The sequence below is a fragment of the Mycobacterium sp. NGS35 genome (assembly GCF_059812855.1).
On the sequence record NZ_JCALDL010000002.1, the window covers coordinates 450,057 to 471,388 of the forward strand.

At 66.0% G+C, this 21,332-nt stretch carries 19 protein-coding genes; 16 read left to right on the forward strand and 3 right to left on the reverse strand.

The window, feature by feature from the left end:
• The first annotated feature begins 22 nt into the window (after positions 1–22).
• From ripB to AC5Y4C_RS07265, 7 genes are all read left to right on the forward strand, one after another.
• Positions 23–694, forward strand: a complete 672-nt coding sequence (gene ripB, locus AC5Y4C_RS07235) for an NlpC/P60 family peptidoglycan endopeptidase RipB (protein WP_499912010.1) — start codon at positions 23–25, stop codon at positions 692–694.
• 105 nt (positions 695–799) lie between these two features.
• Positions 800–1,957 (forward strand): chaperone MoxR1, encoded by a 1,158-nt coding sequence (gene moxR1 / locus AC5Y4C_RS07240; RefSeq protein ID WP_499964602.1) that lies wholly within the window; start codon positions 800–802, stop codon positions 1,955–1,957.
• Positions 1,954–2,904 carry a DUF58 domain-containing protein gene (locus AC5Y4C_RS07245; RefSeq protein ID WP_499911963.1) on the forward strand — a complete coding sequence of 317 codons (951 nt, stop codon included), beginning with the start codon at positions 1,954–1,956 and terminating at the stop codon, positions 2,902–2,904. Before moxR1 ends, AC5Y4C_RS07245 begins: the two co-directional genes overlap by 4 nt.
• Positions 2,905–3,017: 113 nt before the next feature.
• Entirely contained in the window at positions 3,018–4,025 is a 1,008-nt protein-coding gene (locus AC5Y4C_RS07250) for a VWA domain-containing protein (RefSeq protein WP_499911965.1), read from the forward strand.
• Positions 4,026–4,185: 160 nt separating this feature from the next.
• Positions 4,186–4,953 carry a 3-oxoacyl-ACP reductase FabG1 gene (gene fabG1 / locus AC5Y4C_RS07255; protein ID WP_499964603.1) on the forward strand — a complete coding sequence of 256 codons (768 nt, stop codon included), beginning with the start codon at positions 4,186–4,188 and terminating at the stop codon, positions 4,951–4,953.
• 10 nt (positions 4,954–4,963) lie between these two features.
• Positions 4,964–5,770, forward strand: coding sequence for an NADH-dependent enoyl-ACP reductase InhA (gene inhA, locus AC5Y4C_RS07260; protein WP_499911969.1), 807 nt, complete (start codon positions 4,964–4,966; stop codon positions 5,768–5,770).
• A 1-nt stretch (position 5,771) separates the two neighbouring features.
• On the forward strand, positions 5,772–6,788 hold the full coding sequence (locus tag AC5Y4C_RS07265) for a ferrochelatase (RefSeq protein ID WP_499964605.1): 1,017 nt from the start codon (positions 5,772–5,774) through the stop codon (positions 6,786–6,788).
• A gap of 120 nt (positions 6,789–6,908) precedes the next feature.
• Here the strand turns inward: AC5Y4C_RS07265 and AC5Y4C_RS07270 are convergent, their stop codons facing one another.
• Complete coding sequence (locus tag AC5Y4C_RS07270; protein ID WP_499964607.1) at positions 6,909–7,718, reverse strand: Rv1486c family protein; 810 nt, start codon at positions 7,716–7,718, stop codon at positions 6,909–6,911.
• A 58-nt stretch (positions 7,719–7,776) separates the two neighbouring features.
• On the opposite strand from AC5Y4C_RS07270, the gene AC5Y4C_RS07275 reads away from it, so the two are divergent.
• The 3 genes from AC5Y4C_RS07275 to AC5Y4C_RS07285 are packed head-to-tail and all read left to right on the forward strand — an operon-like array spanning position 7,777 to position 9,736.
• Complete coding sequence (locus AC5Y4C_RS07275) at positions 7,777–8,211, forward strand: NfeD family protein (protein WP_499911978.1); 435 nt, start codon at positions 7,777–7,779, stop codon at positions 8,209–8,211.
• Positions 8,212–8,237: 26 nt separating this feature from the next.
• Entirely contained in the window at positions 8,238–9,380 is a 1,143-nt protein-coding gene (locus tag AC5Y4C_RS07280; RefSeq protein WP_499964609.1) for an SPFH domain-containing protein, read from the forward strand.
• The gene (locus AC5Y4C_RS07285; RefSeq protein ID WP_499913869.1) at positions 9,380–9,736 is read left to right on the forward strand and encodes a DoxX family protein; all 357 of its coding nucleotides are present in this window, start codon (positions 9,380–9,382) and stop codon (positions 9,734–9,736) included. The genes AC5Y4C_RS07280 and AC5Y4C_RS07285 overlap by 1 nt, the downstream gene beginning before the upstream one ends.
• Here the strand turns inward: AC5Y4C_RS07285 and AC5Y4C_RS07290 are convergent.
• The gene (locus AC5Y4C_RS07290) at positions 9,733–10,449 is read right to left on the reverse strand and encodes a TVP38/TMEM64 family protein (RefSeq protein WP_499964611.1); all 717 of its coding nucleotides are present in this window, start codon (positions 10,447–10,449) and stop codon (positions 9,733–9,735) included. The genes AC5Y4C_RS07285 and AC5Y4C_RS07290 overlap by 4 nt on opposite strands.
• Positions 10,450–10,509: 60 nt before the next feature.
• Here AC5Y4C_RS07290 and mutA point away from each other — a divergent pair, with 60 nt between their 5' ends.
• From mutA to lipL, 4 genes are read left to right on the forward strand one after another with little or no spacing between them, the layout of a single operon-like run.
• Positions 10,510–12,366 carry a methylmalonyl-CoA mutase small subunit gene (gene mutA, locus AC5Y4C_RS07295; protein ID WP_499964613.1) on the forward strand — a complete coding sequence of 619 codons (1,857 nt, stop codon included), beginning with the start codon at positions 10,510–10,512 and terminating at the stop codon, positions 12,364–12,366.
• 6 nt (positions 12,367–12,372) lie between these two features.
• Complete coding sequence (scpA, locus tag AC5Y4C_RS07300; RefSeq protein ID WP_499964615.1) at positions 12,373–14,604, forward strand: methylmalonyl-CoA mutase; 2,232 nt, start codon at positions 12,373–12,375, stop codon at positions 14,602–14,604.
• The gene (gene meaB, locus AC5Y4C_RS07305) at positions 14,604–15,584 is read left to right on the forward strand and encodes a methylmalonyl Co-A mutase-associated GTPase MeaB (protein WP_499964617.1); all 981 of its coding nucleotides are present in this window, start codon (positions 14,604–14,606) and stop codon (positions 15,582–15,584) included. Before scpA ends, meaB begins: the two co-directional genes overlap by 1 nt.
• Before the next feature lie 57 nt (positions 15,585–15,641).
• Positions 15,642–16,910 carry an esterase/beta-lactamase LipL gene (gene lipL, locus AC5Y4C_RS07310; RefSeq protein ID WP_499964618.1) on the forward strand — a complete coding sequence of 423 codons (1,269 nt, stop codon included), beginning with the start codon at positions 15,642–15,644 and terminating at the stop codon, positions 16,908–16,910.
• A gap of 73 nt (positions 16,911–16,983) precedes the next feature.
• Here the strand turns inward: lipL and AC5Y4C_RS07315 are convergent, their stop codons facing one another.
• On the reverse strand, positions 16,984–17,322 hold the full coding sequence (locus AC5Y4C_RS07315) for a hemophore-related protein (protein WP_499909878.1): 339 nt from the start codon (positions 17,320–17,322) through the stop codon (positions 16,984–16,986).
• Positions 17,323–18,034: 712 nt separating this feature from the next.
• Between AC5Y4C_RS07315 and AC5Y4C_RS07320 the strand changes: the two genes are divergently transcribed.
• Both AC5Y4C_RS07320 and AC5Y4C_RS07325 read left to right on the forward strand, forming a co-directional pair.
• Positions 18,035–18,454 carry an MmpS family transport accessory protein gene (locus tag AC5Y4C_RS07320; protein ID WP_499910101.1) on the forward strand — a complete coding sequence of 140 codons (420 nt, stop codon included), beginning with the start codon at positions 18,035–18,037 and terminating at the stop codon, positions 18,452–18,454.
• The gene (locus AC5Y4C_RS07325) at positions 18,451–21,327 is read left to right on the forward strand and encodes an MMPL/RND family transporter (RefSeq protein WP_499964620.1); all 2,877 of its coding nucleotides are present in this window, start codon (positions 18,451–18,453) and stop codon (positions 21,325–21,327) included. Before AC5Y4C_RS07320 ends, AC5Y4C_RS07325 begins: the two co-directional genes overlap by 4 nt.
• Positions 21,328–21,332: the final 5 nt, after the last annotated feature.

The window sequence follows — 21,332 nt, forward strand, 5'->3', positions numbered from 1 at the left end:
GTTCTTGCGTCCAACACGACGGCTGCGGATCGTCGGCGTCATCCTGGCGCCCTTGCTGATCGCGTTCGCAGCACCGGCGGCCGCCGAACCTGACGCCTGGGATCCGACGCTGCCGCAGGCCATCAGCGCCGGAGCGCCCGGTGACCCGGTCGCGATCGCCAACGCGTCACTGCAGGCCAGCGCCCAGGCCGCGCAGACGACCATGGACCTCGGCCGGAAATTCCTCGGCAGCCTGGGACTGCTGCCCAACAACCCGACCGCCGCCACCTCGCCATCCGGGCGCGTGTACGGGCCGCAGGCTGTCGAGTACGTGATCAGGCGCGCCGGCTCGCAAATAGGAGTGCCGTACTCGTGGGGTGGCGGCAGCCTCACCGGACCCAGCGCCGGGGTCGACGACGGCGCGGGCACCGTCGGGTTCGACTGCTCCGGGCTGATGCGCTACGCGTTCGCGGGAGTGGGCGTGTTGATTCCACGATTCTCCGGGGACCAGTACAACGCCGGGCGGCACATTCCGCCGTCACAGGCCAAGCGTGGTGATTTGATCTTCTACGGGCCCGGCGGTGCGCAGCACGTGACGATGTACCTCGGCAACGGCCAGATGCTCGAAGCGTCATCGGTGGCTGGCAAGGTGACGATCAGCCCGGTGCGCACAGCGGGCATGACGCCGTTTGTCACCCGAATCATCGAGAGCTGAGCTGACACACCCAGCCGGTTGGCAGGCAACCTACGTCGACGGATGTCGGCACGCCTGGAATAGTTGACGAGGACATCGGTCTATCGACAGCTCGGGAGGATCTTGATGACGTCACCAGGTGGGCCGCCGCAGGGCGCCGGAAGCCTTTCCGGGCCGGGTGCGTCGGGACCGGGCTACCCGGGTGCGCAGACCCCTCCCGCCGGCGGACCGCCGCCCGAGCGCAACGGCGGGCTGTCCTCGGAGGTGCACACCCTGGAGCGGGCCGTCTACGAAGTCAAGCGAATCATCGTCGGCCAAGACCAGCTCGTCGAGCGGATGCTGGTGGGCCTGCTGGCCAAAGGCCACGTGTTGCTCGAAGGTGTGCCGGGCGTCGCCAAGACGCTGGCCGTGGAGACGTTCGCCCGGGTGGTCGGCGGCACCTTCGCCCGTATTCAGTTCACTCCCGACCTGGTGCCCACGGACATCGTCGGCACCCGCATCTACCGGCAGGGCAAGGAGGAGTTCGACATCGAGCTCGGCCCAGTGGTCGCGAACTTCCTGCTGGCCGACGAGATCAACCGCGCCCCGGCCAAGGTTCAGTCCGCGCTGCTGGAGGTGATGGCCGAGCGGAAGATCTCGATCGGCGGCAGAACGTTCCCCATGCCCAACCCGTTTCTGGTCATGGCTACCCAGAACCCGATCGAGCAGGAAGGCGTGTACGCGCTGCCCGAGGCGCAGCGGGACCGCTTCCTGTTCAAGATCAACATCGACTACCCGTCGCCCGAGGAAGAGCGCGAGATCATTTACCGGATGGGCGTCAAGCCGCCCGAGCCCAAGCAGATCCTGGCGCCTGGTGATCTGCTGCGGTTGCAGGACGTCGCGGCGAACACGTTCGTCCATCACGCGCTCGTCGACTACGTCGTGCGCGTCGTCACCGCCACCCGGCGCCCGGATCAGTTCGGCATGCCCGACGCCAAGGCCTGGATCGCCTATGGTGCCTCGCCGCGCGCGTCGCTGGGGATCATCGCCGGCGCCCGCGCGCTGGCGTTGGTGCGTGGCCGCGACTACGTGATCCCGCAAGACGTCATCGAGATCATTCCCGACGTGCTGCGTCACCGGCTGGTGCTCACCTACGACGCCCTTGCCGACGAGATCTCCCCGGAGACGGTGATCACCCGGATCCTGCAAACGGTCGCTCTGCCGCAGGTGAATGCTGTTCCGCAGCAAGGACATTCAGTGCACCCGGTGGTGCCGGCCGCGGCGGCAGCGGCTAGCGGTCGGTGAGTCCGTCCGCCGGTCGGACCGTCGACCTGCCGTCCTTGCAGCGCGGGCAGATTCGTGATCCCGAGCTGTCGGCGGCGCTGCGCAAGCTCGAGCTCACGGTCAGGCGAAAGCTCGACGGTGTACTGCACGGAGATCACCTCGGCCTGATTCCGGGACCGGGCAGCGAGCCGGGCGAGTCGCGGCTCTACCAGCCCGGTGACGACGTACGCCGGATGGATTGGTCGGTGACCGCGCGCACCACCCAGCCCCATGTGCGCGAGATGATCGCCGACCGCGAGCTGGAAACCTGGCTGGTCGTCGACATGTCGGCCAGCCTGGACTTCGGCACCACCGGATGCGAGAAGCGTGACCTGGCCGTGGCCGCCGCTGCGGCGATCGCATTCCTCAACAGCGGGGGCGGTAACCGGCTCGGCGCGCTGATTGCCAACGGGCAGAACATCATTCGGGTGCCAGCGCTTTCTGGCCGGATGCACGAGCAGACACTGCTGCGCGCGATCGCCACCTCACCGCAGGCCCCGGTCGGGGTGCGCGGCGACCTCGCCGGCGCCATCGACGACCTGCGCCGCCCCGAGCGGCGCCGGGGGATGGCGGTGATCATCAGCGACTTCCTCGGACCGATCAACTGGATGCGGCCGCTGCGCGCAATCGCCGGCCGCCACGAAGTGCTGGGCATCGAGGTGCTCGACCCCCGCGACGTCGAACTGCCCGACGTCGGCGACGTGGTCTTGCAGGATGCCGAAACCGGCGTGGTACGGGAATTCACCATCGACGCCAAGTTGCGTGAGGACTTCGAGAAAGCCGCAGCGGCGCACCGCGCCGAAGTGGCCCGCACGCTGCGCCGCTGCGGCGCGCCGTTGCTGTCGCTGCGCACGGACCGCGACTGGATTGCCGACGTGGTGCGGTTCGTCACCAATCGGCGCAAGGGTGCCCTGGCGGGACGGTCGTAGCGCGACCGAACCACACGACTGAAATGACACAGCTGAAATGACAGACCTGAAATGACACTGCGTACTGACATCGGTGTAATGACACGCTGCGCATTGACCAGAAGCGGATCCGCATGAACGTTCCGCTGCTAGGTCCGATGACGCTGAGCGGATTCGAGCACAAGTGGTGGTTTCTGTTCCTGCTCGTCGTCGTTGCGCTGGTGGCGCTCTACGTCGTGGCGCAGTTGGCCCGCAAACGCCGGGTGTTGCGTTTCGCGAACATGGAGCTCCTGGAAAGTGTTGCGCCCCAACGTCCTAACCGGTGGCGGCACCTACCGGCGATCCTGTTGGTCACGTCGCTGCTGCTGTTCACGATCGCGATGGCCGGACCCACCCAGGATGTGCGCATCCCCCGCAACCGCGCAGTGGTGATGCTGGTGATCGACGTGTCACAGTCCATGCGGGCCACCGACGTTCCGCCCAGTCGACTGGCCGCCGCACAGGACGCCGCCAAGCAGTTCGCCGACGAGCTGACCCCCGGCATCAACCTCGGGCTGATCGCCTATGCCGGCACCGCGACGGTGCTGGTGTCACCGACAACCAACCGCGACTCCACCAAACGCGCGATCGACAAGCTGCAGCTCGCCGACCGCACCGCCACGGGTGAAGGCATCTTCACCGCGCTGCAAGCGATCGCCACCGTCGGCGCGGTGATCGGTGGCGGGGACACGCCACCGCCGGCGCGGATCGTGCTGCTGTCCGACGGCAAGGAAACGGTGCCGTCCAACCCGGACAACCCGAAAGGCGCCTACACCGCGGCCCGCACAGCCAAGGACCAGGGTGTGCCGATCTCCACGATTTCGTTCGGCACCCCGTACGGCTACGTCGAGATCAACGACCAGCGCCAGCCCGTGCCCGTCGACGACGAGACGCTGCGCAAGATCGCCGAATTGTCCGGCGGCGAGTCGTACAACGCGGGCAGCCTGTCGGAGCTGAAGAACGTGTACTCGACGCTGCAGCAGCAGATCGGCTACGAAACCATCAAGGGTGACGCCAGCACCGGGTGGCTGCGGCTCGGCTCGCTGGTTCTGGCCTGTGCTGCGGTCGCGGCTCTGCTGATCAATCGTCGGCTGCCCACCTGAGCGGCCCCGCTCGCCACGTGCGTTCGCCATGCGCCCGCGCTGCGCGCCGAAACGGTATTCCGCGAGGCCCGCACTCGAACTTTCGCGCGGCAGTTACCGTCTCGGCGTCTTTGCACCGGCGATTTCGGGCTGAAGCGGCCGACACGTTAAGTTGACGGGCATGACGGACACTGCTGTTGCCGACAACGCGGCCGCTGCTACCGGCGGGCGCCCGCCGTTCATGTCCCGCTCGGTGCTGGTGACCGGCGGAAACCGGGGTATCGGGTTGGCTGTCGCGCGGCGGCTCGCCGCCGACGGGCACAAGGTCGCCGTCACCCACCGCGGCTCTGGTGTGCCCGACGAGGACCTGTTCGCCGTCGAATGTGACGTCACCGACAACGACGCCGTCGACCGCGCCTTCAAAGAGGTCGAAGAGCATCAGGGCGCCGTCGAGGTGCTCGTCGCGAACGCCGGCATCGCCGCGGATGCATTTCTCATGCGGATGACGGTCGAGAAGTTCCAGAAGGTGATCGACGCCAACCTGACCGGGGCGTTTCGGGTGGCCCAGCGGGCCTCGCGCAGCATGCAGCGCAAGCGGTTCGGGCGGATGATCTTCATGGGCTCGGTCTCGGGCACTTGGGGCATCGGCAACCAGGCCAACTATGCGGCGTCCAAGGCCGGCCTGATCGGGATGGCCCGGTCGATCTCCCGTGAGCTGTCGAAAGCCAACGTCACCGCGAATGTCGTCGCCCCGGGATACATCGACACCGAGATGACCCGAGCGCTCGATGAGCGGATTCAGCAGGGCGCGCTCGATTTCATCCCGGCCAAGCGTGTCGGCACGGCCGAGGAGGTGGCGGGCGTGGTCAGCTTCCTGGCGTCCGAAGATGCCAGCTACATCGCCGGCGCGGTGATCCCGGTCGACGGCGGCATGGGCATGGGCCACTGAGAGGACGGATATGACGCTGCTCGAAGGCAAACGGATCCTGGTCACCGGGATCATCACTGACTCGTCGATCGCCTTCCACATTGCGAAGGTGGCGCAGGAAGCCGGCGCCGAGCTGGTGTGCACCGGCTTCGATCGGTTGCGGCTCATCGAGCGCATCCTCGATCGGCTGCCTCAGAAGCCGCCGCTGCTGGAGCTCGACGTGCAGAACAACGAGCACCTCGACACGCTCGCCGACCGAGTCACCGAGGTGATCGGCGCGGGCAACAAGCTCGACGGGGTGGTCCACTCGATCGGTTTCATGCCGCAATCCGGGATGGGCATCAACCCGTTCTTCGACGCGCCGTTCGAAGACGTCGCCAAAGGCATTCACATCTCGGCGTATTCGTATGCCTCGCTTGCCAAAGCACTGCTGCCGATCATGAATCACGGCGGGTCGATCGTCGGCATGGACTTCGACCCCAGCCGGGCGATGCCCGCCTACAACTGGATGACCGTCGCCAAGAGCGCGCTTGAGTCGGTCAACCGCTTCGTCGCACGCGAAGCCGGCCCGCACGGCGTACGGTCCAATCTCGTTGCGGCAGGGCCAATTCGGACGTTGGCGATGAGTGCGATCGTCGGTGGTGCACTCGGCGAAGAGGCCGGTGCCCAGATGCAGCTGCTCGAAGAAGGCTGGGACCAGCGTGCCCCGATCGGCTGGGACATGAAAGACCCGACGCCCGTGGCCAAGACGGTGTGCGCGGTGCTGTCCGACTGGCTGCCCGCCACCACCGGGACGGTCATCTACGCCGACGGCGGCGCCAGCACGCAGTTGCTTTGAGTTGAGCCGCAACGACTTCGACGCTCTGCTTCTGCTGTCGTTCGGCGGCCCGGAAGGGCCGGAGCAGGTGCGCCCGTTCTTGGAGAACGTCACCCGCGGCCGTGGTGTGCCGCCCGAGCGGCTCGACGCCGTCGCCCAGCACTACCTGCATTTCGGTGGAGTGTCGCCGATCAACGGGATCAACCGTGCGCTGATCGAGCAGATCCGCGCAGAGCTCGCCGACCGCGGCGAGCGGCTGCCGGTGTATTTCGGTAACCGAAACTGGCAGCCGTTCGTGGAGGACACCGTCGCCAGGATGCGCGACGACGGCGTGCGGCGCGCTGCGGTGTTCGCGACGTCTGCCTGGGGCGGGTACTCCAGCTGCCGGCAGTATCTCGAGGATATTGCGCGGGCACGCGCCGTCGTCGGCGCCGACGCCCCGGAACTGGTGAAGCTGCGCCACTACTACGACCACCCGCTTCTGGTGGAGATGTTCGCCGACGGAATCGCTGCCGCTGCGCAGACTGTGCCGGCCGGCGCGCGGCTGGTGTTCACTGCGCATTCGATTCCCTCTGCGGCGCAAGACAAATGCGGAGAGAACCTGTATGCACGTCAAGTCGCACATGCGTCTGCACTGGTAGCAGCCGCCGCCGGATACGACGACTACGACCAGGTGTGGCAATCACGCTCCGGGCCGCCGCAGGTGCCGTGGCTGGAACCCGATATTGCCGACCATGTGAGCGCACTGGCTGCCCGTGGCACCGCGGCGGTGATCGTGTGCCCGATCGGTTTCGTCGCCGACCACATCGAAGTGGTGTGGGACCTAGACCACGAATTACGCGAGCAGGCCCAGTCATTGGGTATCGCATTCGCCCGCGCGACCACGCCGAATGCGGATCGCCGATTCGCCCGCCTCGCCGTGGATTTGATCGACGAGCTACGCCGTGGCCGAGAGCCAGCTCGCGTGCCGGCCGTCGATATGCCTGCGGTGCAAGGATTTTCGGTGAACGGCGCTCCTTGTACCGCTGCGTGCACCTGACCGGTGAAGGGTGAGCGTCGTGACCCGGACCTCCGGCTCGGCGAGCGTGCGCAGTTGTCCGCGTTCCCCCCGCGTGTCGGTGCGCAGACACGCACCCTCGCGGAAAGAAGGCAGGGGAAGTCAGCGGCGCCAGGCCGAGTGCAGGATCGCGTTGACCGCAGCCAACCGCGCGGACCGCACCACCGCAGACAGCGGCGTGAACACGTCGCTGACGATCTGCGCCTCGGAGCTCACCGCAAGGATTGCATCGACACGTGCGGCGTTCTCCAGCACACGCAGCGCACGCGAGGGCGCGCCGTCGGGCACGCGGTGCGCATGCGCGGATTCCAGCAGCTGCTCGACCATGCCGCGGGGGTCGGCGACCGCGTAACCCGGCCGGATCGCGCCGAACGCTTCGGCAGCCGAGCGCACCGCGTTACGCAATGCGTATTCGGCTTCGCCGAGATCTGGATGCTCCGCCGGCGGCACCTCCGACAGGCAGTAGACCGTCCACAGCACAGCCCGCGGGCAGTCGTCACCGGCCTCGTAACCGTCGTCGCCGTAGTCGAATTCCGGGACGAGCCCGATGGCGCTGCCAGGTTCGCCCGCCACCACGATGGCCTCCCCGGCGGCCAGCGCGTCGCGCTGGAATTGTGTTCCGGCGGTCAGCCCGCGCACGTCTCCGGGTACGGGAAGCACGACGCGGATGGACCCGTCGGAGGGGCCGGTCCGACGCGCGGTCGTGCGCAGCGTCTGCAACAACGTGACCACGCTGGCATCGTCCACATCCGGCCACGGCAACCCGGTGTGCCCGGCGGTGACCGAATCGTACGCAGCGACCAAATGCCTTGGCGCCCAAAGGCTTAGCGCATCCAGAACGTCGTCTGGCGCAGCCGAGCCGGCGAGCCAGGCATTGGCCCACACCGACAGCGAGACACTCGGGCACCACATGACCGCCGAGTGTAATAGTTCGCCGCGGAGCGGGCTGGTTTCGCGTTAGGCTGGCGTCATGCCTGTGGCGCTGATCTGGCTGATCGTCGCGCTGGCGCTGGCGGGCGCGGAGGCTTTGACCGGCGATCTGTTCTTGTTGATGCTCGGCGGCGGTGCGCTTGCGGCGGCAGGAGCCAGTGCGGTGTTCGACTGGCCGGTCTGGGCCGACGGCGTCGTGTTCCTTGTGGTGTCGGTTCTGCTGCTCGTCGGTGTCCGGCCCGCATTGCGCCGACACCTCAGCACCGGCAAGGGGCTGCCGGAGCCCATGAAGGAGCTGGAGGGCAAAAGCGCGCTCGTCCTCGACCGCGTGGCGCGGCACGAGGGTCAGGTCAAGCTCGACGGCCAGGTGTGGACCGCCCGGCCGCTCAACGAGAGCGACGTCTACGAACCGGGTGACCACGTGACCGTCGTACACATCGACGGAGCCACCGCGGTCGTCTCCAAGATCGACTAGACCTGGAAAAGCAGGAAGGAACCCTCATGGAAGGTGCCGTCGCCGGGCTGGTGCTGCTGGGCGTGCTGGTGATCCTGGCGATCATCATCGTCGCGAAATCCGTTGCGCTGATACCGCAGGCCGAGGCCGCGGTGATCGAACGGCTGGGCCGTTACAGCAAGACCGTGTCCGGTCAGCTGACGCTGCTGCTGCCGTTCATCGACCGGATCCGCGCGCGAGTGGACCTGCGCGAGCGCGTGGTCTCTTTTCCGCCGCAGCCGGTGATCACCGAAGACAACTTGACCGTCAACATCGACACTGTCGTCTACTTCCAGGTGACCAATCCGCAGGCTGCGGTGTACCAGATCAGCAACTACATCGTCGGCGTCGAGCAGCTCACCACCACCACGTTGCGCAACGTGGTCGGCGGCATGACGCTGGAGCAGACGCTGACGTCGCGCGACCAGATCAACGCGCAGCTGCGTGGGGTGCTCGACGAGGCCACCGGCCGGTGGGGACTGCGAGTCGCACGCGTCGAGTTGCGCAGCATCGACCCGCCGCCGTCGATCCAGGACTCGATGGAAAAGCAGATGCGCGCCGACCGCGAGAAGCGCGCGATGATCCTCAACGCCGAAGGTGTGCGCGAGTCGTCGATCAAGCAGGCGGAGGGACAGAAGCAGGCGCAGATCCTGGCAGCCGAAGGGGCCAAGCAGGCGGCGATCCTCGCGGCCGAGGCTGACCGGCAGTCCCGGATGTTGCGGGCGCAAGGCGAGCGCGCGGCACAGTACCTGCAAGCTCAGGGCCAGGCCAAGGCGATCGAGAAGGTGTTCGCAGCGATCAAGTCCGGCCGGCCCACTCCCGAGCTGCTGGCCTACCAGTACCTGCAGACGCTGCCGCAGATGGCGAAGGGCGAGGCGAACAAGGTGTGGATTGTGCCCAGCGACTTCGGATCTGCGCTACAGGGATTCACCAAACTGCTGGGAGCGCCGGGCGAGGATGGGGTGTTCCGGTATCAGCCCTCGCCGGACGACGACGCCAAACATGCCGCGCCCGATGACGATTCGGGCGAAGTCGCCGACTGGTTCAACACCGAAACCGACCCGGCGATCGCGCAGGCGGTGGCCGCAGCCGAGGCCGACGCGCGCAAACCGGTGGCCGGACCCACTACTCCACCGTCGCTGACCAGCTGATGAGCACGCTCACCTCGACCAAGACCTACGTCGCACTCGCCGCGTTCCAGGCCGGCGACGCCGTAGCGTGCGCAATCCCGCTGCCGCCGATTGCGAAGCTCCTCGATCAGCTCGGCGTTCCGGAAGGCATCCGCTGGGTCCTGCCTGTCGCGAAGGCTGCGTCGGCGATTGGGCTGGCATCGGTGTTGCGGTTTCCGTGGCTGGCCAGGCTCACCACCGCGATGCTGACGCTGTACTTCGTCCTCGCCGTCGGCGCGCATGTGCGCGCCCGCGACCGCTTCTACAACGCGATTCCGGCGGCCACGTTCCTGGTGACGTTCGCGGCGATGACGGTGAAAGGTCCCGACCGACCCTAGGCGGCCGAGTCGACGGCTCTGCGCCGATGTGCCCGCACCTCGTATGCCAGCCCGGCGATGCCGACGCACGCGGTCACCACCGACACGACGACGAGCACCGGGTTGACCCGCCCGGTGACGGCATCGCCCAGCACGACGATCGCGAGCGTCCCGGGCATCAGTCCGATCAGCGTCGCCAGCGTGTACGGCAGCAGTCGCACCGCCGACATGCCCGCGGCGTAGTTGATCACCGAGAACGGAACGGCGGGAATCAACCGCAGCGAGAACACCACCGGCCAGCCTCGGCCGCGCAGCCGCGCGTCGACAGTCTCTATCGCCGGATGGCTGACCAAGCGGTCCAGTCGCCAGCCCGTCGCCCGCACCACAATCAACGCGATCACCGCGCTGGCGGTGCTGGCCAGCACCGCCAAGGTGACTCCCAGCGCGGTGCCGAACAGCAGACCCGCTGCGAGCGTGAAAGCGGTTCGGGGAAACGGCAAGACCGTGACGAGCACGTGGGTGGCGAAGAACACCAGTGGAACCCAGGCACCGGCCGATGTCGCCCAGTCGCGCACCTGCACGGCCGTCGGCATCGGGGTGAAGAACCACAGTGCGACCAAGATCACAACGGCGGCCGCCATCGCGACGATGCGCCGGCGGGGCACCTGCTGAGCCGCGGCGACCATAGCGGAGTTGAGTCTGCGCAGGTCACGCAGCGCTCCGCCGATCTTCATGGCTACCGAGAGTACGGCCCCTTGGTGAACACGTCGTTGATGCTGGCTTAGCCTGAACACGTGTCTATCGAAGCCAGCGTCGACCCCTCCGAAGTAGAGCAGGCTCGTCAGCGTTGGCGCTCGGCAGTGGCCGGCGTGCTGGCGAAAACCCACAAGTCCGGTCTGCCCCCCGAGCCGGAACGCCTGCTCGACACACCCACGTACGAAGGCTTTTCCATCCGGGCGCTCTACACCGCGCTCGACGCCCGCTCCGAGCATCCGTTGCCGGGGCGCTGGCCGTTCGTTCGCGGCGCCGACGCGCTGCGTGACGTCAACACCGGCTGGAAGGTCGCCGAGACCTTCCCGCCGCCGGGGGAGACCGGCGTCAGCGACCTCAACGGTGCGGTGCTGCTGTCGCTGACCGAAGGGGTCAGCGCGCTGGTGCTGCGCGTCGGTGACGGCGCCATCGCACCGGGCTCGCTCGGCGACGCTCTGGAGGGTGTGTTCCTCGAGTTGGTGCCAATCGTGCTCGACGCCGGTGCCGACTTTGTGAGTGCCGCCGAGGCGGTGCTCGCGATGGCTGAGCAACTGGACGAGGACAAGTACGCGATGCTGTCGGTCGACCTGGGTGCCGACCCGCTGACCGCGCCGCTGAGCGGGCGCGCGGCGCCGAGCCTCGACGACGTGGTTGCGGTCGCCTCTCGAGCGGGCGGCTATCGGGGAGCGGTGCGGACGGTCACGGTCGACGGTCCTGCGTTTCACAACCTCGGCGCCGGCGCGTCGTGGGAGCTGGGCGCCGGCATCGCCGCCGGCGTGGCGTACCTGAGGTCACTGTCGTCGGTCACCGCCGCACATGCTCTACGCCAAATCAGCTTCCGGTTCGCCGCGGACGACGACCAGTTCATGACGATCGCGAAATTCCGTGCAGCACGCCAACTTTGGGCTCGCGTGGCCGAAGTCGTCGGCGCCCCGGGCGCCGGCGCGGCGACCATGCACGCCGTCACTTCGCTGCCGATGATGACTCAGCGCGACCCCTGGGTGAACATGCTCCGCACCACCGTTGCGGCGTTCGCGGCCGGAATCGGCGGCGCCGACACGGTTTTGGTGCATCCATTCGACGTCGCGATCCCGGGCGGCGCGCCGGGCATGAGTCCCGGCTTCTCGCGGCGCATCGCACGCAACACCCAGCTGTTGCTGCTCGAAGAATCCAACATCGGACACGTGCTCGATCCGGCGGGCGGCTCGTGGTACGTCGAAGACCTCACTGAAGCACTGGCGCAACAGGCGTGGGACCACTTCCAGGCGATCGAGGCGCGCGGCGGCTTCACCGAAGCTCGCGACTTCGTCGCAGACGAGCTCGACCGGCTGCGTAAAAAGCGCACCGACGACGTCGCGCACCGACGCGCCAAAATCACCGGGGTCAACGAGTACCCCAACCTTGCCGAGGCGCCGCTGCCGCAGGCCGGGGAAATCGCCGACACCGGACTACACCGGTACGCCGCCTATTTCGAGGCGTTGCGGGACCGATCGGATGCCTATCTCCAGCGCACGGGACACCGGCCGCGCGTGCTGTTGCTGCCGCTCGGACCGCTGGCCGAACACAACGTCCGCGCCACCTTCGCCACCAACCTGTTGGCGTCCGGCGGAATCGAGGCCGTCAACCCCGGCCCGCTGGATGCTGCCACGATTCCCTCGGCCGTCGAGCAGGCTGGCCGCCCTGACATCGCGATCATCTGCGGCACCGACAAGCGGTACGGCTCCGAGGTGGCCGGCGCGGTGGAGGCGGCGCACGCGGCCGGGATCACGACCGTTTATCTGGCCGGTCCGCAAAAGGCCGTCGCGGATGTGGACCAGGCCCATCAGCCCGACGCATATCTGACCGCGACGATCGATGCGGTCGATGCCCTGTCGAACCTGCTCAGCCGATTGGGGGCGTGAGGACCGATGACTACTTCAGACGTCTCCGTAATCGCCAGCTTCGCCGACATCCCGCTGCACGGCGACGAGGTGGCGACTCCGCCGACCGCAGCCGACGTGGCCGCACACGTCGCCGCCGCGGCCAGCGCACACGGGTACAGCCCGGACCAATTGCATTGGCACACACCGGAAGGCATCGTCGTCAAACCGGTCTACACCGCCGCCGACCGGGCCGCCGCATCCGCGGAAGGCTATCCGCTCAACAGCTTTCCCGGTGAAGCGCCGTACCTGCGGGGGCCGTATCCGACCATGTACGTCAACCAGCCGTGGACTATCCGCCAGTATGCGGGGTTCTCCACCGCAGCGGAATCGAACGCGTTCTACCGGCGCAACCTGGCTGCCGGGCAGAAAGGTCTGTCGGTCGCCTTCGACCTGGCCACCCACCGCGGCTACGACTCCGACCACCCCCGGGTGCAGGGCGATGTCGGGATGGCCGGTGTCGCAATCGATTCCATCCTCGACATGCGGCAGCTGTTCGACGGGATCGACTTGGCTTCGGTGTCGGTGTCGATGACCATGAACGGTGCCGTGCTGCCGATTCTCGCGCTCTACGTGGTGGCCGCCGAGGAGCAGGGGGTGCCGCCGGAGAAGCTGGCCGGGACCATCCAGAACGACATCCTCAAAGAGTTCATGGTCCGCAACACCTACATCTACCCGCCGAAGCCGTCGATGCGGATCATCTCCGACATCTTCGCCTACACCAGCGCGAAGATGCCGAAGTTCAACTCGATCTCGATTTCGGGTTACCACATCCAAGAAGCCGGAGCCACCGCCGATCTCGAGCTCGCGTACACACTGGCCGACGGGGTCGAGTACATCAAGGCAGGGCTGGACGCCGGACTCCACATCGACCAGTTCGCGCCGCGGCTGTCGTTCTTCTGGGGCATCGGCATGAACTTCTTCATGGAAGTGGCCAAGCTGCGCGCCGGCCGGCTGCTCTGGAGCGAGCTGGTCTCCGAGTTCAATCCCAAGAACCCGAAATCGCTTTCGCTGCGCACACATTCGCAAACCTCCGGCTGGTCGTTGACCGCGCAGGATCCGTTCAACAACGTCGCGCGCACCTGCGTCGAGGCGATGGCCGCCACGCAGGGGCACACGCAGTCCTTGCACACCAACGCCCTCGACGAAGCGCTGGCCCTGCCCACCGATTTCTCCGCTCGTATCGCACGCAATACTCAGCTGCTGCTGCAGCAGGAATCCGGGACGACGCGGCCGATAGACCCTTGGGGCGGTTCGTATTTCGTGGAGTGGCTCACCCATCAACTGGCGCAGCAGGCGCGTGCGCACCTGCGCGAGGTGGCTGAGCACGGCGGCATGGCCCAAGCGATCAGCGACGGCATTCCCAAGCTGCGGATCGAGGAGGCCGCTGCCCGCACGCAGGCCCGCATCGACTCCGGGCAGCAGCCGGTGATCGGCGTGAACAAGTATCGGGTCGACGAAGATCCGGCGATCGAGGTGCTCAAGGTGGACAACACCAAGGTGCGCGCCGAGCAGTTGGCCAAGCTGCAACAGCTGCGCGCCGAGCGGGACCAGGATCGCGTCGAGGCCGCACTCGCGGAGTTGACGCGGGCCGCCGCCGAAAACGATGGCAATCTGCTGGAGTTGTCCATCAACGCCGCCCGGGCCAAGGCCACCGTCGGCGAGATCTCCGACGCGCTCGAGAAGGTGTATGGCCGCCACCAGGCCGAGATTCGTACGATTTCGGGCGTCTACCGCGACGAGATCGGAAAGGGGACCGCTATTTCGTCCGCCACCGAGCTCGTCGAGAAATTCGCCGAAGCCGACGGCCGCCGACCGCGCATCCTGGTCGCCAAGATGGGCCAGGACGGCCACGACCGCGGGCAGAAGGTGATCGCAACGGCGTTCGCGGACATCGGGTTCGACGTGGATGTCGGCTCGTTGTTCTCCACGCCCGAGGAGGTGGCGCGCCAGGCCGCCGACAACGACGTCCATGTGATCGGTGTGTCGTCGCTGGCCGCCGGACACCTGACATTGGTTCCGGCGCTGCGCGACGCGCTCGCCGACGTCGGCCGGCCCGACATCATGATCGTGGTGGGCGGAGTGATTCCGCCCGACGATTTCGACGCACTCTATGCCGCCGGGGCGACGGCGATATTCCCGCCGGGAACCGTGATCTCCGACGCCGCGATCGGGCTGCTGCGCAAGCTCGCCGAGCGGCTCGGCTACAGCCTGGACTGATGGCCGAAACGACCGATCGGCTCGCCGAGGCGATCCGCGCCGGCGACCGCACCGAGCTGTCCCGGGCGATCACGCTTGTCGAGTCGACGCGGCCCGACCACCGCGAGCAAGCCCAGCAATTGCTGCTGACGCTGCTACCGCACGCCGGAAGCGCGCTACACGTCGGCATCACCGGGGTACCGGGCGTGGGCAAGTCGACGGCGATCGAAGCGCTCGGCATGATGCTGATCGAGCAAGGCCACCGCGTCGCCGTGCTCGCGGTCGACCCGTCGTCGACGCGCACCGGAGGCTCGATCCTCGGCGACAAGACCCGGATGGCCCGCCTCGCAGTGCATCCCGATGCTTACGTGCGTCCGTCGCCGACGTCGGGAACGCTGGGCGGCGTCGCGAAAGCCACCCGCGAAACCATCGTGCTGTTGGAGGCCGCCGGTTTCGACGTGATCCTGGTGGAAACCGTCGGCGTCGGGCAGTCCGAAGTCGCGGTGGCCAACATGGTGGACTGCTTCGTGTTCCTGACGCTGGCGCGCACCGGAGATCAGTTGCAGGGCATCAAGAAAGGCGTGCTGGAACTCGCCGACATCGTGGTGGTGAACAAGGCCGACGGTGAGCATGCCACCGAAGCGAAGTCGGCCGCTCGCGAACTGACGATGGCGATCCGGTTGATCTACCCGCGCGACACCCTGTGGCGGCCACCGGTGCTGACCATGAGCGCGCTGGAGGGTACCGGTCTTCACGAGCTGTGGGACACGGTGCTGCGACACCGCGACGTGCTGACCGAGGCCGGCGAGTTCGAGGCGAAACGCCGCCAGCAGCAAGTGGATTGGATGTGGTCAATGGTGCGCGACGCGGTGCTGGACAGAGTGCTGTCGAACCCGGCGGTGAAAGACATTCGCGGCGACGTCGAGCGGCAGGTCCGCGACGGCGAGTTGACGGCCGCGCTGGGTGCGCAGCGCATCCTGGACACCGCCTCGCAGCCGTAGGTTAACGGAACCATAACAATGGGTTTGTTTGGGCAGCTAAAGGGTCATTATTAGCCTGTGACGCGCCCTCAGCTGCATCTGATCGACAGTGGCTTGCCCCACGGGGTGCAGGGCGCCGCCGATCCCCACTTCGCGTGTGCGATCCGGTTGTTCTCGAAGCTGTTTCCGGGCCGCCGGTTCGGTGGCGGCGCGCTGGCGGTGTATCTCGACGGCCGACCGGTGGTCGACGTATGGACGGGGTACTCCGACCGGCGCGGAAAGCAGCGGTGGACCGCCGACACCGGTGCGATGGTGTTTTCGGCCACCAAAGGCGTGGCCGCGACCGTGATCCACCGGCTCGTCGACAGGGGACTGCTCAGCTACGACGTGCCGGTGGCTGCGTACTGGCCCGAATTCGGGGTGAACGGCAAGCACGCGATCACGGTCCGTGACCTGATGGGTCACCGCGCCGGTCTGTCGCACCTCAACGGAGTCAGCAAGACCGAACTGCTGGACCACGTCGCGATGGAAGCACGGATGGCGGCCGCGCATGTGACGCGTCTCCTGGGCCATCCTGCCTATCACGCAATCACTTACGGCTGGCTGGTTTCCGGGCTGGCGCGCGCGGTCACCGGCGTCGGCATGCGCGAACTCATTCGGTCCGAAGTAGCCCGCCCCCTCAACATCGACGGGTTGCATTTGGGTCGGCCGCCCGCACATTCGCCGACCCGGACTGCGCAGATCCTCGCGCCACAGAGCACGCGCGCCAACCCACTGTTCAATCTGATCGCACCCAAGTACGCCGCATTGTGGTTCTCCGGCGGCTTTGGGGCGATGTACTTCCCCGGCGCGAAATCCTTTGTGCAGGGCGATATTCCATTCCTCGACGGCGAAATCCCTTCTGTCAACGGGGTAGCGACCGCGCGGGGGCTGGCGAAGATGTACGGCGCGATCGCCAACTGCGGACGGATCGACGGAATGCGTTATCTGTCAGCAGATGTGGTGCGCGGCCTGGCTGGCCGGCCGAGCCTGCGGCCCGATCTCAACATCGTTGTGCCGCTCGCTTGGCACCTGGGCTACCACTCCGTGCCGATCCCCGGTGTGCTGCCGGGCTTCGGGCATGCCGGGCTCGGTGGGTCGATCGGCTGGGCAGATCCCAGCACGGGGATGTCGTTTGGTTTCGTGCACAACCGGCTGCTTACCCCCATGGTCTTCGACCAGGCGACGTTCGCGGCGCTGGGAAATCTGCTGCGCCGTGGTGCAGAAGCTGCGCGCCGCCACGGTGCGCACTCCGTGCCACATTTTGGTGCGCCGTACACCGAGCCGTCGGAATCGGTCGCGGGCTAGACGCCTTATCAACGGCTGAAGGCCTGGACCGATTTTCTCGTGGCCAGTCGGTCCAGGCCTTCGCGCGAGTCGCTCAGTAGTTGTTGCAGGTATTGAAGACCTGCTGCAGCATGCCGATGTACGGCCGGTTCGCCGGCGCGTTCATCATGTTCTCAGCCATCTTTTGGCGTTGATCCGGCGGCGCGGCCAGGAATTGCCGCAGACCCGACTGCAGCTTGCGCGACGAGTTGAAGTACGCGGCCGCAGTGGCATCCTGCGCGTTGAGTGCCGCTACCCATTGCGGATACGTGCACGTCGTGTTGACCACCGGACCCAAATCCGGGTCCGCGGACGCGGTCCCTGCCGCGCCGGTGAGCGCGATTGCCAGACTGCCCACCCCGATAGCCAGTCCAGTCAGCGAACGCTTGATCATTCGGAACTCCCTCCCTCTAGCTGACCGCATCGACTCTAGCCATCGAAGCTAAGCGGTGCATCAAGATCGGCAAACGCCGGTTAACCAACCAGTGCCGTGGTCGGGTTTCAGGGGGCCTTCGAGAGGTGATCGGCAGGTGTCGCAACAGGATTCGGCCGGTTCCACGCCGTCGTCACTGAGGGTGTGCCGGGAGCTGTTCGCTGGATGCGCTCGTCCACGCCCGAACCGACCACCACCTCCACGGTGACCGGTGATGGTGGCGCGCTGCGCACGGCAACCCCGCCCCTGCCGTCATCGCGTCCTCTCACCTGCTTGTTCATGTTTGTCATGAATTAGTTGCCGCGTCATCTCGTTCCGGCTGGGGGGCCGGACTGTACACTTTTCCGCCACTCGAGCCACAGCATCGTGTGATTTGCGGGTGATGCCGCCGATCCGTACCGTGCCTGTACGCACGCGGTGCGTATTGCGATCCCATATCACGTTGGGAACGGCCCAATATGGAGGTAAGCGGCATGGTTTACTGTTCAAGATCGGGTTGCGCTCCCGAGGCGCCGCAGGTCTGAGGTGCCGCCGCACGGCTAGCCGGCGACGCCCAGCGCATACCATGTGCGGCCGTCGGCTGTCGCGGCCGACGCGAGTGACAAATGGTTGAGCGGCTGATTTTGCACCGGGTGGCTGGAACGGGCGGAGGGGAGTCACGATTTTCCGGGTACTGAGGCGGCTGTGGATTCCGCTGCTGGCGCTGGTGGTGATCGCCGCCGGCGGATTTACGGTGTCCCGGCTGCACGGAATCTTCGGCTCTGAGAAGCGCCCGTCGTACGCAGACACCAAGATCAACGACACCAAACCTTTCAACCCCAAAAAGCTGACGTATGAGGTTTTCGGCGCCCCCGGAACGGTGGCCGACATCAGCTACTTCGACGCCGAGGCTGAACCCCAACACATCCAGGGAGTGCCTCTGCCATGGTCGTTGCAGTTCGAGATCACTAAAGCGTCAGCGGCTGGAAGTCTCGTGGCCCAGGGCGACAGCGACAGCATCGGCTGCCGCATCGTCGTCGACGGCGAGGTGAAAGCCGAGAGGATCTCAAACGACGTGAACGCCCTCACCTTCTGCCTGTTGAAGTCCGCATGAGAGATCGAAACACGGAGCCCATCCGGCGGCCGTTCTTCGCGCGCAACATCCACCGGCTTTCGCTGCTGATCATCTTGGCCTGGCTGGGCGTGGCCGTCGTCGTGACGGTCGGCGTCCCGCCTCTGGAGCAGGTCGAACGCGAGCATTCGGTATCGCTGAGTCCTTCAGACGCGCCGTCGTACAAGGCGATGAAGCGCATGGGCGAGGACTTCCAGGAGTCGAATTCGCAGAGCGTCGCGGTGCTGGTTCTCGAAAGCGACCAACCGCTGGGCGACGAAGCACATCAGTACTACAACGACTTGATTCGTCAGCTGCGCGACGACCCGAAACACGTGCAGCACATCCAGGATTTCTGGGGGGATCCGCTCACCGCAGGCGCGGCACAAAGTGCCGACGGTAAAGCGGCCTACGTCCAGTTGAACCTCGCCGGCAATTTGGGCTCGGCACTGGGCAACGATTCCGTCGAATTCGTCCGCCACGTCGTCGACAGCACGCCGCCGCCGGCCGGCCTCAAGGCCTATGTCACCGGCCCCGCCCCCGTGGTGGCCGATATGGGCAAGAGCGGCAACAGGACTGTCGTTCTCATCACGGCCGTCACGTTCGCGGTCATCTTCATCATGCTGCTCATCGTCTTCCGGTCATTCCTTTCGGTGATCGTGCTCCTGCTGATGGTGGGCATTCAGCTTCAAGTAGCCCGAGGAATAGTCGCCTTCCTCGGCGACCACGAGATCGTCGGTCTCACCACATACGTCGTCAATCTCTTGGTGTCCATCGGGATCGCGGCCGGAACCGACTACGGGATCTTCTTCGCCGGCCGCTATCAGGAGGCTCGGCAAGCCGGTGAGGATCGGGAGACCGCCTACTACACCGCCTACAGTGGCGTCGCGAAAGTTGTTCTCGCTTCTGGTTTAACCATCGCTGGAGCCATCTTCTGCCTCAGCTTCACTCGCCTGCCTTATTTCCAGCCGCTGGGTGTGCCGGGCGCTGTGGGCATGCTCGTCGCGGTTGCGGTGGCTCTGACGTTGATTCCGGCAGTCATGGCTGCGGGCAGCCGCTTCGGGCTCTTCGACCCCAAGCGGCTGATCAAAACCAGGGGATGGCGGCGCATCGGCACGGCGATCGTCCGCTGGCCGGGACCGATTTTCGCAGCGACGATGGCAGTCGCGCTGATCGGTCTGTTGACGCTGCCGGGATACAACCCGAGCTACAGCGATCAGAAGTTCATCCCGAAAGACATCCCGGCCAACCTCGGGCTTGCCGCAGCCGCGCGTCATTTCCCGCAGTCGCGGATGTCGACGCCGGACATCTTGCTGATCGAGAGCGATCACGACATGCGCAATCCGACCGACTTCTTGGTGCTGAACAAATTAGCCAAGGCGGTCTTCGCGGTCCCGGGTATTTCGAGTGTGCAGGCGATCACCCGCCCGGAGGGCACACCGATCGCGCACACGTCGATTCCGTTCATGCTCAGCATTTCTCAGGCCAGCCAGCGGTTGAATCTGCCGTTCCAGAAGAGCCGCATGAAGGATCTGCTCAAGCAGGCCGACGAGATGTCGACGACCATCAGCGTCATGCAGCGCATGTATTCCTTGATGCAGCAGATGAACGACACGACGCACCGGATGGTGGGCCAGACCCACGAGCTGCAGGAAATCACCGGGGAATTGCGCGACCACATTGCCGACTTCGACGACTTCTGGCGGCCGATCCGCAATTACTTCTATTGGGAACAGCACTGCTACGACATCCCCATCTGCTGGTCGCTGAAGGCAATCTTCGACTCGATCGACGGTGTCGACGAGATCAACGACAAAATGCAGGATCTCGTCAAGAACCTGGATGAACTCGACAGGCTGCTGCCTCAGATGCTCGCCCAGTTCCCGCCGATGATCGACATCATGCAGAGCTCGCGGACCATGATCCTGACGATGCACAGCACCATGTCCGGGATCTTCGACCAGATGGACGAGTCGACGAAGGACGCGACGGCGATGGGCAAGGCCTTCGACGCCGCCAACAACGACGACTCGTTCTATCTGCCGCCGGATGTATTGAACAACAAGGACTTTCAGCGCATCCTCAAAGTCTTTTTGTCGCCGGACGGCAAGGCAGCGCGCATGCTCATCACGCAGCGGGGCGATCCGGCGACCCCTGAGGGCATTTCGAGGGTCGACCCGATCAAGACCGCCGCCGAAGAGGCGCTGAAGGGCACTCCGCTGGAGGACTCCAAGATCTACCTCGCCGGCACGTCGGCGATGGTCAAGGACTTGGTGGACGGCTCCCGCTACGACTTGATGATCGCCGGCATCGCTGCTCTGTGCCTCATCTTCATCATCATGATGATCGTGACCCGCAGCTTTGTCGCCGCGCTGATCATCGTGGGAACTGTGGCGCTATCGCTGGGCGCGTCGTTCGGGTTGTCTGTGCTCGTCTGGCAGTACCTTCTGGGAATTCAAATCCACTGGGTCGTGCTCGCGATGTCGGTGATCCTGCTGTTGGCGGTGGGATCGGACTACAACCTGCTGCTCGTGTCCCGAATGAAAGAGGAGTTACACGCCGGCCTGAATACCGGCATCGTCCGGGCGATGGCAGGTACCGGCAAGGTGGTGACGGCCGCGGGTCTGGTGTTCGCGTTCACCATGGGGTCCATGGTGGTCAGCGACCTCCTCAGCATCAGTCAAGTGGGCACCACCATCGGTATGGGATTGTTGTTCGACACCCTGATCGTGCGTGCATTCATGACGCCGTCGATCGCTGCACTGCTGGGGCGCTGGTTCTGGTGGCCGCAGCGGGTGCGGCCTCGTCCCGCAAGCACAATGCTTCGGCCGGTCGGTCCTCGTCCTTTGGTGCGTGCCCTGTTGCTGAGGGACTAGCGAAG

What these genes read in the sequence shown, in the direction of transcription:
- AC5Y4C_RS07285 (WP_499913869.1), top strand. Translation starts at nt 9,380, where the DNA reads ATGAGCACGCTCACCTCGACCAAGACCTACGTCGCACTCGCCGCGTTC.
- inhA (WP_499911969.1), top strand. Translation starts at nt 4,964, where the DNA reads ATGACGCTGCTCGAAGGCAAACGGATCCTGGTCACCGGGATCATCACT.
- meaB (WP_499964617.1), top strand. Translation starts at nt 14,604, where the DNA reads ATGGCCGAAACGACCGATCGGCTCGCCGAGGCGATCCGCGCCGGCGAC.
- scpA (WP_499964615.1), top strand. Translation starts at nt 12,373, where the DNA reads ATGACTACTTCAGACGTCTCCGTAATCGCCAGCTTCGCCGACATCCCG.
- AC5Y4C_RS07275 (WP_499911978.1), top strand. Translation starts at nt 7,777, where the DNA reads ATGCCTGTGGCGCTGATCTGGCTGATCGTCGCGCTGGCGCTGGCGGGC.
- AC5Y4C_RS07325 (WP_499964620.1), top strand. Translation starts at nt 18,451, where the DNA reads ATGAGAGATCGAAACACGGAGCCCATCCGGCGGCCGTTCTTCGCGCGC.
- AC5Y4C_RS07290 (WP_499964611.1), bottom strand. Translation starts at nt 10,449, where the DNA reads ATGAAGATCGGCGGAGCGCTGCGTGACCTGCGCAGACTCAACTCCGCT.
- moxR1 (WP_499964602.1), top strand. Translation starts at nt 800, where the DNA reads ATGACGTCACCAGGTGGGCCGCCGCAGGGCGCCGGAAGCCTTTCCGGG.
- fabG1 (WP_499964603.1), top strand. Translation starts at nt 4,186, where the DNA reads ATGACGGACACTGCTGTTGCCGACAACGCGGCCGCTGCTACCGGCGGG.
- AC5Y4C_RS07270 (WP_499964607.1), bottom strand. Translation starts at nt 7,718, where the DNA reads ATGTGGTGCCCGAGTGTCTCGCTGTCGGTGTGGGCCAATGCCTGGCTC.
- AC5Y4C_RS07315 (WP_499909878.1), bottom strand. Translation starts at nt 17,322, where the DNA reads ATGATCAAGCGTTCGCTGACTGGACTGGCTATCGGGGTGGGCAGTCTG.
- AC5Y4C_RS07280 (WP_499964609.1), top strand. Translation starts at nt 8,238, where the DNA reads ATGGAAGGTGCCGTCGCCGGGCTGGTGCTGCTGGGCGTGCTGGTGATC.
- AC5Y4C_RS07250 (WP_499911965.1), top strand. Translation starts at nt 3,018, where the DNA reads ATGAACGTTCCGCTGCTAGGTCCGATGACGCTGAGCGGATTCGAGCAC.